Source organism: Orenia sp., assembly GCF_055140805.1.
Genome location: NZ_JBSQYM010000095.1, coordinates 1 through 11,445 on the forward strand (window position 1 = coordinate 1; position 11,445 = coordinate 11,445).

Genomic DNA, 11,445 nt, shown 5'->3' on the forward strand with positions numbered 1-11,445 from the left:
GATAAATTTACTAGCCACAGGTTTCAACCTGTGGTGATGGTGATATGTTACACTACGGGTTAAAACCCGTAGCTAAAACTTAAAGTGTCGCAATATCCCTATTAAGTTTTATTATAGATTTGTAAATCTATAAGTTGCTTAGAAGCATTGCTCTAGATAGCTGATAGCTATTGCAAAGAAGATGATAAAATTATATGATATTAGTGTAGCCTATCATTAAGAGTTGCATAATAGGCTGATTAATATTAAATTATAGAAAGGAATTAAATAATTATGATTCGTGTTTCTGATATCAAGATATCGATTGAAGATGATAAAAGTAAGATTGAAGAAGAGTTATTAAAGAGGCTTGGAATAAGTCAAGAAGAATTGATTGATTATAGAATCTATAAAGAGTCTATCGATGCTAGAAGGAGGGATATAGTATATTTTGTTTATACTGTCGATGTTCAAGTAGAGCAGGAAGATAGTCTTTTAAATAGATTAGAGGATAATAAGATTAGAAAGAGTCCTAAGATGGAGTATAAGTATGTAGAGGCTGGAAGTGAGAGGTTGAATCACCGCCCTGTAGTTGTAGGTACAGGCCCATCGGGGTTATTTTCTGCTTTACTTTTAGCAGAGATGGGCTATCGCCCCTTAGTTTTAGAAAGAGGAAAGAATGTAGAAGAGCGTGGTCAAGATATTAAAGATTTCTGGAATAATGGACAATTAAATACTGAATCAAATGTACAGTTTGGTGAAGGTGGGGCAGGAACCTTCTCTGATGGTAAATTGACTACTCGAATTAAGGATTTACGTTGTAGGAAGGTATTAAGGGAGTTGATTAAAGCAGGTGCCCCTGATGAAATCATGTATAAGAATAAACCCCATGTAGGGACAGATATACTACAAGGTGTAGTTAAGAATTTAAGAAAGAAGATTATAGCTTTAGGTGGAGAGATTCGTTTTCAGAGTAAAGTTACTGAGCTGTTAATAGAAAGTAAGGAAGTTAAAGGAGTAATGGTCAATGAAAACGAGAAAATTAAAACAGATATAGTTATTTTAGCTATTGGACATAGTGCCAGAGATACCTTTGAAATGATTTATCAAAAGGGTGTACAAGTTGAACAGAAGTCCTTTTCTATTGGAGTTAGAATCGAGCATCCCCAAGATCTAATCGATCAGGCCCAGTATGGTAAATTTGCAGGTCATCCTAAGTTAGGGGCTGCTGATTATAGTCTATCCCAGCAGTGTTCAAATGGTAGAACTGCTTATACTTTCTGTATGTGTCCTGGTGGAGAAGTAGTAGCTGCTGCTTCTGAAGACGGTAAATTAGTTACTAATGGGATGAGTCAATATAGTAGAGCTAAGGTAAATGCTAATAGTGCTTTGTTGGTAGGTGTAGGACCTAAGGATTTTGGTAGTGAACATCCTTTAGCAGGTGTAGAATTTCAACGAAGATGGGAGCAGAGAGCCTTTGAAATTGGTGGAGGAAATTATAATGCTCCAGCCCAATTAGTAGGAGATTTCTTAGTAGGTCAGCCTTCTGCTAAATGGGGAGAGGTTAAACCTTCTTATACACCTCGAGTTTTTATGACAGACTTAAGTCAGTGTCTTCCAGATTATGTGGTTGAGACTATTAAGGAGGCATTACCTAAATTAGGCAAAAAATTAAAGGGTTTTGCTATGGATGAGGCAGTGATGACTGGAGTAGAGACAAGGAGCTCATCACCAATTAGAATTATTAGAAGTAGAGAACATGAGAGTAATATTAGTGGCTTATATCCTGCTGGAGAAGGTGCAGGTTATGCTGGTGGAATTATGTCAGCAGCAGTTGATGGGATAAAGGTGGCTGAAGCAGTTATTAGAAAATATAAGATATAAAAAAACTTGGGATTTAATAAATCCCAAGTTTTTTAGTAATCTACTTTTAAAGCGATAGTAGCTCCACTTGCTGAGCCAGAAGTTGTCCCCATATACTTATAGCCAAGTTCTGCTTTGAAGTTTCCTTTGATGACCACTTCTACACCAATCTCTCCATCAAATCCCCAGCTGTTATGAGCAAGGTCGGTAGTTAGATTTAGATTTGAGAAGACATTATAGTTATCCCAACGGGAACGACTGATCAAGCCTAACATTAGATAGGTTCTATTGACATGTTCACTAGAATCTTCAGCATCATAAGACACCTTACTGTCTCCCCGTAAGTTCCTTAAACCAATCTGTAAGGCATTTAATGAATTTGGATTGACAAAGAGATGATGGTTAGGTATATATTGATACATAACTTCTAAAATTGGTCCTACAGCGTAAAAGTTATTATCGGTACTTCCATTACCATTATCATCTTCTGAGCCAGACATGTTAGAGTAATAAGGTGCAAGATAATTTAATTGTTGACTTTCATCATCAGTATTTGTTAATCTTAGGTTAATAGATGATCTCTTATTAATTCCAAATCCAGCCATAAAGGATTGTAGATTGTATTCTGGATCTGGTCTAAATGTCTCCAATTTAAAGGTGTGTTTTCCAGTTCCTGTAGTAAAGGTTGCATAAGAAGGAATGCTAGAAATTATTATTAGTGCAAAGGTTAATAAGAAAACCAATCTTTTTTTCATGATAAATCCCCTTTCTATAATTTTCTGAAATTTATTGCAAGAAATACCTTGATCTGATTATAATCATTTTGAGTATAATTTTTCTTGTAATCCTTGCAAAGGTGCTATGGTGGAGGTATCTGTTTGCTCTACAATTAATAGTATTCTATAATTAAGCAGGATATCCTGCTTAGAAGAATAATAAAATTGATTATAATATGATAAATTTGATAAAAGCAGGAAATTAAATATTAAATATAGAATAGTTATAATTAGCTATAAATTGAGATTAGGAGGAGTATTTAGATGAAGAAGATTATTTTATTGTTAGTATTATTTGTACTAATTGGAGGTAGTAGTGCAATGGCTTCAACTTTAAATTTAGGGGCTGATGTCTATAGGTTCCAAATGACTAATTTTCACTCAGGTGAAGGTGATTTTATTCAGGTGGATTTAGGTTATGGTAGAGATAAGTTTACAGGTTATGGCATCTCTGTTATAGCACCTTATAATCAAGATGGAAAAGAAGCAATAGCTGAGTTAGAATATCAGTTTATTCCCCAAAGTAGAAGAGATAATAGCCAGAACTTTAATTATGCTTTTAAGCTAGGTGGGGTAAGTGGAACCTTTGTTGATTCCAGTAAGTCAGGTTTAAAGGCAGGTTTTATTATTGAACGGGCAATTGAGGACAAGCTAATGTATTTAGATCTTGATATGGTTGCTGGGTCAGATACTATCTTTGATGGTGAGTTAGGTCTTTGTGGAGAGATTGCCGAAGGCATTTTAGGGGTGATTGGATTTAAGGTAGCAGCTAGTAATGATGAGAATTTTGGAACAGCTACTGGTGTAACTTATGGTATTAAGATAGACTTTTAAAATTGATATTAAGAGAGTGTGAGTGACTAGTGTAAGTGTGAACAACCCTTAATGATAAGGTAGTTCATACTTACATGCCACTGACACTTTTTTTATTTCATTTATAATAATTTAATCATTACTGGTTATCATAAGCATATAATTTTATATAATATTTAAGTTAAAGTTATTTTTAGGCAGAGATTAATATAGGTAAGCAAGCTGAAATTGAGACTTAATGGATATATTGCGACATTTTTGTGTCAGGAATCAGGAATCTGGAACCAGTGTTTATAACTGATTCCTGACTACTGATTCCAGATTCTTAAAAGTGTCGCACTATCTCTCGATAACGTCATATTTGAATTTTATTCTAAAGTTGGATGACCATATAATTATTGATCTTTGATTATTTTATGCAGGAATATTTGATTTTTTAGAAAATAATATATAAATATAAAGTTTTTGATGATATTGAGGAGGGGTAAGATGAATTATTTTGAAAGAAAAAAGGTAAATGATATTTTAACAAAAAATCTAGAAGATACTTCTAATGTAACGGTATTAGGCTGGGTGAGAACTAAGAGAGTCTCTAAGAATATCACTTTTATGGAGATTAATGATGGAAGTACATTAAAGAATTTACAGATTGTAATCTTAAATCCTGATAAATTTGAAGTATTAGCTGAGATAAATACTGGAACTAGTTTGAAGGTTGTTGGCTATCTTGAAGATGTCAAAGGTAGAGAGCAGAGCGTTGAGATGAAAGCAGAAGAGATTGAGATAATAGGTGATTGCCCATCAGATTATGAGTTGCAGAAGAAACGACATTCCTTTGAATATCTAAGAGAGATTGCTCATTTAAGACCAAGAACTAACACTTTTGGTGTAATGAATAGATTTAGAAGCAAGATGTCCTATGCTGTACATAAGTTCTTCCAAGAAAGAGGCTTTAATTATATTCATACCCCAATTATTACCGCCAATGATACTGAAGGGGCAGGAGAACTATTTAGAGTGACTAACTTTGATTTATCCCACTTACCTCTAACAGATAAAGGTGAAGTTGATTTTAGTCAAGACTTCTTCAATGATGAGACTGGTTTGACTGTTAGTGGACAGCTAGAGGCAGAAGTTTTAGCTACTGCTTTAGGTGATGTCTATACTTTTGGTCCTACCTTTAGAGCAGAGAACTCTAATACTACTCGCCATGCTGCTGAGTTTTGGATGATTGAGCCAGAGATGGCATTTTGTAATTTGGAAGAGAATATGCAAGTAATTGAAGAATTTTTAAAGTATCTATTTGACTATGCTTTAGAAGAATGTGCAGAAGAGATGGCGTTCTTTGATAGATGGATTGCAGAAGATAATCGGACTGAAAAGCTAAAAGAGATTATTAGTAGTGATTTTGCTCAAATTACTTATACTGAGGCTGTAGAAATCTTAAAAGAAGCTGATAAAGATTTTGACTACCAAGTAGAGTGGGGGATTGATCTGCAAACAGAGCATGAGAGATATTTGACAGAAGATCATTTTAATAAGCCAGTAATGGTTACAGATTATCCAAGAGAGATTAAAGCCTTTTATATGAGACTAAATGATGACCAGAAGACCGTTAGAGCAATTGACTGCTTAGTCCCAGGTGTAGGTGAGATTGTTGGAGGTAGTCAGCGTGAAGAACGCTATGATATCTTAGTAAAGATGATGGAAGAGGATGGAATGGAATTAGAGAAGTATGACTGGTTCTTAGATTTAAGAAAGTATGGTAGTGTACCTCATTCTGGATTTGGTTTAGGTTTTGAAAGAATATTGATGTATATTTCTGGGATGAAGAATATCCGGGATGTAATCTCATTCCCACGTACTCCAGGTAATGCTAAATTTTAAGGTGGAATTAATTAAAGACACTTAGCGGTGTCTTTTTCCATATTAAATAATCTATATACAGCAATAATTTTTTACTTGTCACTCATACCTTATTACTCATAACTGCCTTTAATTACTAGTACTTGACAAATTAGAGATATTTTTTTATAATATTATTAGCACTCGTTAGAGGCGAGTGCTAATAATATCAGGTTGTGCTAGACTATTACTATAAAATTAATTGAGGAGGTAGATATTAATGTTTGATCTAATGCCTTTTGACAACCAAAGAGCTAAAAGTAATGATTTAATGGAGAAGTTTTTTGACTTTACACCTGCTACTTTCTTTAATGATTTTATGGAGATGAAGGGTGCTAACTTTAAAACAGATATCAAAGAAGAGGAAGATAGTTATATCCTAGAAGCTGAATTGCCTGGTTTAGAAAAAGATGATATTACTATTGAAACTGAAAAAAATTACTTAACCATCAGAGTAGATAAAGAAGAAAGTTTTGAAGATAAAAAGGATAACTTCCTCCATCGTGAAAGAAGAACAGGTAGTTATCAAAGAAGCTTCAAATTCAATAATGTCGATATTGAGCAGATTAGTGCAGAATATAATAATGGTATTTTAGAAATTAACTTACCTAAATTAGAACAAAAAAGAACTACAAGAAAGAAAATTGATATTAATTAAAGTCAGTAACAGGTGATAGGTGATGAGTTACAAGAAAGGATTTTACTTATTATAGGTATACGAATTTAAAGTGAAAGTTAAGAAGGATGTTATGATACTTTAGGAATCTGGAATCGGTTATCAGGAATCTGTAAACTATACTGATTCCTGGTTCCTGACACGAAAGTGTCTAATATCCCCATATAATGTTACATTTAAATTTTACTCTAGAGTCACAAATCTATACCTATTACTCGTCACCTGTCACTTATCACTATATAAAATGGGGTGATTGTATGAAAAATGATAACTTTACAATTAAAGCTCAGGAGGCTTTAATTGAGGCCCAACATTTAGCTGAAGATAATAGTAATCAAGAGATTTATCCAGCTCATTTATTGTTGGCATTATTGGAGCAAGACCAAGGGGTAGTTAGACCGATATTAGAAAAATTAGAGGTTGATTTGGACTCCTTAAAAGGAGATTTACAGCAAGTGATGGAGGGTCTACCTAAAGTTTATTCTGACGATGTTCAGTTATATAGTTCTCAAGAGCTGAGCAGGGTTTTACGCAGAGCAAGAAAAGAGGCAGAGAATTTAGAAGATGAATATATCTCTACTGAGCATTTCTTATTGGCAATTTTAGTTGAAGGAAAAAATAAAGCAGTTAAATTATTAAAGGATAACCAAGTTGATTTTAAGAAGGTTCAAAATGCAATCAAGGAGATTAGAGGTGGAGAGAAGGTGACTAATCAAAGTGCTGAAGCTCAGTATCGAGCCTTAGATAATTATACTATCGATTTAACTAAATTGGCACGCAAAGGTAAGCTAGATCCAGTAATTGGACGTGATGAGAAGATTAGAAGGATTATGCAGGTCTTATCTAGACGCCGTAAGAATAATCCAGTTCTAATTGGTGACCCTGGTGTTGGTAAGACAGCTATTGTAGAGGGCTTAGCCCAACGGATTATCAATGGTGATATTCCAGAAGGATTAAGGGATAAGCGGGTGATCTCTTTAGATATGGGTTCATTAGTGGCAGGGGCTAAATATCGCGGAGAGTTTGAGGAACGCTTAAAGAGTGTCTTAAAAGAGGTTAATAAAGCTAATGGAGAGATTATACTATTTATTGATGAGATGCATACCTTAGTAGGTGCGGGAGCTACTGAAGGTGCAATGGATGCAGCCAACTTACTTAAGCCTGCTCTTGCCCGTGGAGAACTACGCTGTATAGGAGCAACCACCTTAAATGAGTATAAGAAACATATTGAAAAGGATGCTGCTTTGGAGCGTAGATTCCAACCGATTATCATTGATGAGCCAACAGTTGAAGATACTATCTCTATCTTAAGAGGTTTAAAGGAGAAGTATGAGATTCATCATGGGGTTAAGATTCAGGATAATGCCCTTGTTTCAGCAGCTAAGCTGTCAGATAGATATTTAACAGAACGTTTCTTACCAGATAAGGCGATAGATTTGGTCGATGAGGCTGGCTCTAAATTGCGGATAGAGATTGATTCTATGCCTGCTGAGATTGATGAGTTAGACCGTAAATTGAGAAGATTGGAGATTGAGAAGGAGGCTTTGAGAAAAGAGGAGGACTCTGTTTCTAAAGAGCGGTTAACAAGTATTGAAGAAGAGATAAGTGAATTAAAGGATAAAATAAATCCTCTTAAGGCAAAGTGGATTAATGAAAAGGAGATTATTCAAAGAATACAGGACTTAAAAGAAGAGATAGAAGAGACTAAAATAGAAGCAGAAGCAGCTGAACGTGATGCAGACTATGAGAAGGCTGCCCGCTTAAAGTATGGTAAATTGCATGATTTAAATACAAGATTAGCAGAAGCAAATGCTAAAGCCCAAGGATTGAAGCAAGAGAGAAATTTACTCAAAGAAGAGGTTACAGCTGATGATATAGCTGAGATAATTGCTTCTTGGACAGATATTCCTGTAACTAAGGTAATGGAAGGTGAGAAGCATAAATTAATTCACCTAGAAGAAGAATTAGCTAAGAGGGTAGTTGGTCAAAGTGATGCTATTGAAGCTGTTAGTAATGCTATTCGCCGTTCCCGTACAGGTTTACAGGATGAAGATCGTCCCTTAGGTTCTTTCTTATTTATGGGACCAACAGGAGTTGGTAAAACAGAGTTGGCTAAGACCTTAGCAGAATATCTTTTTGATGATGAAGGTGCTATTGTCAGATTAGATATGTCAGAGTATATGGAACGCCATGCTGTAGCTAAGTTGATTGGTTCTCCTCCAGGGTATGTCGGTTTTGAAGAGGGAGGACAGTTGACTGAGAAGATTAGAAGAAAACCTTACTCTGTAGTCTTGCTTGATGAGGTAGAGAAGGCCCATCCCGATGTCTTTAATATCTTATTACAGGTTTTAGATGATGGTATTTTAACTGATAGCCAAGGTAAAGAGGTTGACTTTAGAAATACAGTGATTATTATGACCTCAAATATCGGTTCACAGTATATTCAAGAGGTTCAAGCTAGAGAAGATATGGAGGAGAAGGTTAGAGAGGCTGTCAAAGCCCATTTTCGTCCAGAGTTTATCAACAGAATCGATGAGCAGATCATCTTCCATGCATTAGATGAAGATCATATTAAAGAGATTATCGATATTCATTTAGGATATCTAGCTAAAAAGTTAGCAAAACAGAATTTAGATCTTAAACTAACTGCTGATGCAAGAGAAGAAATTGCTAAGTTAGGTTATGATCCTACTTATGGAGCTAGACCTTTACAAAGGGTTATCCAGAGATATATTAAGGATAAATTGGCATTAAAGCTATTAGAAGGTGATATTGATGAAGGAGATAAGATCCTAGTAGACTATGATGGAGAGTTTGTTTTTGAAAAAATTAGTTTGTGAGAAAAAACTGAGGGTCTCCTCAGTTTTTTCTATTGATAGGTATATTCAGCCAATTGAATTTCAATATTGATGGTTAATGGGGGTATTGCGACACTTTAAGTTTTAGCTACGGGTTTTAACCTGTAGTGTAACATGTCATTATCACCACAGGTTAAAACCTGTGGCTAGTAAATTTATCATTATAAAAACTATCGCATTATCTTTTTATTGTATCAGTAATAAATATTATGAAATAGGACAAATTAAGAAGAAAAGCAGACTGGCAAGGAGGAACATAATGGGGATAATGGTACATCCTTTAGCAACTAATGATGGAAATAAGATTAGAGTCAAGTATAATGGAATACTCAACAAAGATGATGCTGAGCAGGTTTACTTACATGCTGGATTGGGCTATAGTCAAAAGTGGGATTATATAATAGATATACCTATGGAATATAATGATGGAAGCTGGATAGCTGATATTAGAGTAGAAGATGCTGATAATAGATTGAACTTCTGTTTTAAAGATTCTGCTCAACATTGGGATAATAACAATGGAGATAATTGGAGTTATAAAATATTCAAATAAAGTTAATTGGTTCTGTAGATGAATTTATTATTTTAATAGAAGGTGCAGCTTTATGGTATTAATTAAATAATTATAAAAAGTATTATAAAAATAATGAAAAACACATAAATTAAAAAGGTAATAATAATTAAGGAGGTAATATGATAATGAATGAAGTAAGAGTTAGGCCATTACCAATGCATAATGGAGATGTAATAGAGGTACGCTATAATGGGTTACTTGCTAAAAGTGGTGCAGAGCAGGTCTATCTTCACACTGGAGTTGCTTATGAATATGACTGGACCAATGTCCAGAATATCAAGATGAATAAAGCAGAGAATGATTGGGTAGCCAATGTAGATCTAAAAGAGCCTGTTAAATTGAAGTTCTGTTTTAAAGATTCTGCAGATAATTGGGATAATAATAATGGGCGTAATTGGAGTTATACAATCATATAATAGTTTGGATTATCCGTCGTTTCTTAGAATCGACGGATTTTGTTTAAAAGAATGGTAGTCAATAAATTTCAAGGAGTTAAATTTATATTATTAGGAGGAGTCTGAATGGAAGAGATAAGAGTAGAACCTTTTCCTGTTAAAGCAGGTGATAAGGTAAGAATAGATTATAATGGATTACTTGCTAAAAGTGGTGCTAATCATCTTTATAGAAAAGGCTCAGAAAACCCCTCGTGCTTGTCTTAGGGGATGAATGAGCCTTTTAATTTTAAGGTTCGATACCTTGAAATTAAACATTCTTTTGATTTTCATACTTATCAATTATATATTCCATACCTTCTTCTAGTAAGTCATTAGCATTTTTGTCTAATTCAATAGCTAATACCTTAATCTTTTTGTATAATTCTTCTTCTAATGTAGTTGCAATATTTTTTCTAGCCATATTAACACACCTCCTATACTAATTATAACACCTAGTTGACAAGGTATCAAGGCTATGTTATAATAAATACATAGATAATAATGTAAAGGAGGTGAAATTATGAGGTTATCTTTTAAATTTAAGCCTAAGTTTACTGATAAGCAACTAGAGATAGTTAAAGAATTATCTTGGCATACTACAAAACTATATAATATTGTCAATTATGAAGTCAGAAATAATGAAGATATTAAACCTGTATATACTCAACTAGAAAAGCAATTTAAGAGTAATTGGCATAATGATTTCCTTCATAGTCATAATAGACAACAAGCATTAAAGCAGTTAGCTCAAGATTGGAAAAGTTACTTTGCTAGTATCAAAGACTATAAGAAAAATCCTAGCAAGTATAAAGGTCAACCTCGACCACCTAAATTTAAAAATATGGACAGAAATCCTAATGAGATAATCTTTACTAATTTAGCAACTAGAGTTAGAGATAGAGATAATCATTTGCTATTATCCTTAGCTAAAACGATAAAATCTGAATATAATGTAAAAAGCCTTAAATTTGAGTTGCCCTTAGCAGTTCAAAGCATTATAGATTTAGAAACTATCCAGCAGGTAAGGGTTAAGCAAGATAAACTCTCTAAAGAGTGGTATTTGCTGATTATCTACAAAGTTGAAGAAGTTAAAGAAAATAATAATTCTAATATAATGTCAATAGATTTAGGATTAGACAATTTGGCTACCTTAACTTTTAAAGATAATTCTGAAAGTTATATTATGAATGGCAAGGCTATTAAGTCTAAGAACAGTTATTTCAATAAAGAAATCGCTAAACTTCAAAGTATTAGAATGAAACAATTAGGAACTAGCAAAGTTAAAGATACTAAGCAAATTAGAGGTCTTAGACTAAAAAAAAGAAACTATGTTAAAGACTATCTGCATAAAGTTAGTAGAAAGATAATTGACTTAGCAATTCAACAAGGGGTATCTACTATCATCATTGGAGATTTGAAAAATATTAAGCAAGGTAATAGCCTTAAATATTTTGTTCAAATACCAATTCAAAGATTAGTAGAATTGATTGAGTACAAAGCTGAATTAGAAGGTATTAAAGTTGTTAAAATTAATGAAAGCTATACATCAGGTTGCAGTTCCATAGAC

At 33.7% G+C, this 11,445-nt stretch carries 11 protein-coding genes; 9 read left to right on the top strand and 2 right to left on the bottom strand.

The window, feature by feature from the left end; all coding sequences use genetic code 11:
* Positions 1-273: 273 nt before the first annotated feature.
* On the top strand, positions 274-1,863 hold the full coding sequence (locus ACTCDL_RS10185; protein ID WP_463176349.1) for an NAD(P)/FAD-dependent oxidoreductase: 1,590 nt from the start codon (positions 274-276) through the stop codon (positions 1,861-1,863).
* 32 nt (positions 1,864-1,895) lie between these two features.
* Here ACTCDL_RS10185 and ACTCDL_RS10190 read toward each other — a convergent pair whose 3' ends face one another.
* Positions 1,896-2,597 (bottom strand): hypothetical protein, encoded by a 702-nt coding sequence (locus ACTCDL_RS10190; RefSeq protein WP_463176352.1) that lies wholly within the window; start codon positions 2,595-2,597, stop codon positions 1,896-1,898.
* 285 nt (positions 2,598-2,882) lie between these two features.
* Here ACTCDL_RS10190 and ACTCDL_RS10195 point away from each other — a divergent pair, with 285 nt between their 5' ends.
* From ACTCDL_RS10195 to ACTCDL_RS10225, 7 genes are all read left to right on the top strand, one after another.
* Positions 2,883-3,452 (top strand): hypothetical protein, encoded by a 570-nt coding sequence (locus tag ACTCDL_RS10195; RefSeq protein WP_463176353.1) that lies wholly within the window; start codon positions 2,883-2,885, stop codon positions 3,450-3,452.
* Between the two features lie 468 nt (positions 3,453-3,920).
* The gene (gene asnS / locus ACTCDL_RS10200) at positions 3,921-5,318 is read left to right on the top strand and encodes an asparagine--tRNA ligase (protein ID WP_463176354.1); all 1,398 of its coding nucleotides are present in this window, start codon (positions 3,921-3,923) and stop codon (positions 5,316-5,318) included.
* Between the two features lie 238 nt (positions 5,319-5,556).
* Positions 5,557-5,994 (top strand): Hsp20/alpha crystallin family protein, encoded by a 438-nt coding sequence (locus tag ACTCDL_RS10205; RefSeq protein WP_463176356.1) that lies wholly within the window; start codon positions 5,557-5,559, stop codon positions 5,992-5,994.
* 275 nt (positions 5,995-6,269) lie between these two features.
* Positions 6,270-8,852 (top strand): ATP-dependent chaperone ClpB, encoded by a 2,583-nt coding sequence (clpB, locus tag ACTCDL_RS10210; protein WP_463176357.1) that lies wholly within the window; start codon positions 6,270-6,272, stop codon positions 8,850-8,852.
* Between the two features lie 277 nt (positions 8,853-9,129).
* Positions 9,130-9,423, top strand: a complete 294-nt coding sequence (locus ACTCDL_RS10215) for a carbohydrate-binding protein (protein WP_463176359.1) — start codon at positions 9,130-9,132, stop codon at positions 9,421-9,423.
* Positions 9,424-9,569: 146 nt separating this feature from the next.
* Entirely contained in the window at positions 9,570-9,860 is a 291-nt protein-coding gene (locus ACTCDL_RS10220; RefSeq protein WP_463176360.1) for a carbohydrate-binding protein, read from the top strand.
* 105 nt (positions 9,861-9,965) lie between these two features.
* Positions 9,966-10,103 carry a hypothetical protein gene (locus ACTCDL_RS10225; RefSeq protein WP_463176362.1) on the top strand — a complete coding sequence of 46 codons (138 nt, stop codon included), beginning with the start codon at positions 9,966-9,968 and terminating at the stop codon, positions 10,101-10,103.
* 43 nt (positions 10,104-10,146) lie between these two features.
* Here ACTCDL_RS10225 and ACTCDL_RS10230 read toward each other — a convergent pair whose 3' ends face one another.
* Positions 10,147-10,299: a hypothetical protein gene (locus ACTCDL_RS10230; RefSeq protein ID WP_463176364.1), complete on the bottom strand. Its 153-nt coding sequence runs from the start codon at positions 10,297-10,299 to the stop codon at positions 10,147-10,149.
* Between the two features lie 99 nt (positions 10,300-10,398).
* On the opposite strand from ACTCDL_RS10230, the gene ACTCDL_RS10235 reads away from it, so the two are divergent.
* Positions 10,399-11,445 (top strand): RNA-guided endonuclease InsQ/TnpB family protein (locus tag ACTCDL_RS10235; protein WP_463176365.1); only part of this gene is annotated, 1,047 nt, incomplete at its 3' end.

What these genes read in the sequence shown, in the direction of transcription:
- ACTCDL_RS10185 (WP_463176349.1), top strand. Translation starts at nt 274, where the DNA reads ATGATTCGTGTTTCTGATATCAAGATATCGATTGAAGATGATAAAAGT.
- ACTCDL_RS10190 (WP_463176352.1), bottom strand. Translation starts at nt 2,597, where the DNA reads ATGAAAAAAAGATTGGTTTTCTTATTAACCTTTGCACTAATAATAATT.
- ACTCDL_RS10195 (WP_463176353.1), top strand. Translation starts at nt 2,883, where the DNA reads ATGAAGAAGATTATTTTATTGTTAGTATTATTTGTACTAATTGGAGGT.
- asnS (WP_463176354.1), top strand. Translation starts at nt 3,921, where the DNA reads ATGAATTATTTTGAAAGAAAAAAGGTAAATGATATTTTAACAAAAAAT.
- ACTCDL_RS10205 (WP_463176356.1), top strand. Translation starts at nt 5,557, where the DNA reads ATGTTTGATCTAATGCCTTTTGACAACCAAAGAGCTAAAAGTAATGAT.
- clpB (WP_463176357.1), top strand. Translation starts at nt 6,270, where the DNA reads ATGAAAAATGATAACTTTACAATTAAAGCTCAGGAGGCTTTAATTGAG.
- ACTCDL_RS10215 (WP_463176359.1), top strand. Translation starts at nt 9,130, where the DNA reads ATGGGGATAATGGTACATCCTTTAGCAACTAATGATGGAAATAAGATT.
- ACTCDL_RS10220 (WP_463176360.1), top strand. Translation starts at nt 9,570, where the DNA reads ATGAATGAAGTAAGAGTTAGGCCATTACCAATGCATAATGGAGATGTA.
- ACTCDL_RS10225 (WP_463176362.1), top strand. Translation starts at nt 9,966, where the DNA reads ATGGAAGAGATAAGAGTAGAACCTTTTCCTGTTAAAGCAGGTGATAAG.
- ACTCDL_RS10230 (WP_463176364.1), bottom strand. Translation starts at nt 10,299, where the DNA reads ATGGCTAGAAAAAATATTGCAACTACATTAGAAGAAGAATTATACAAA.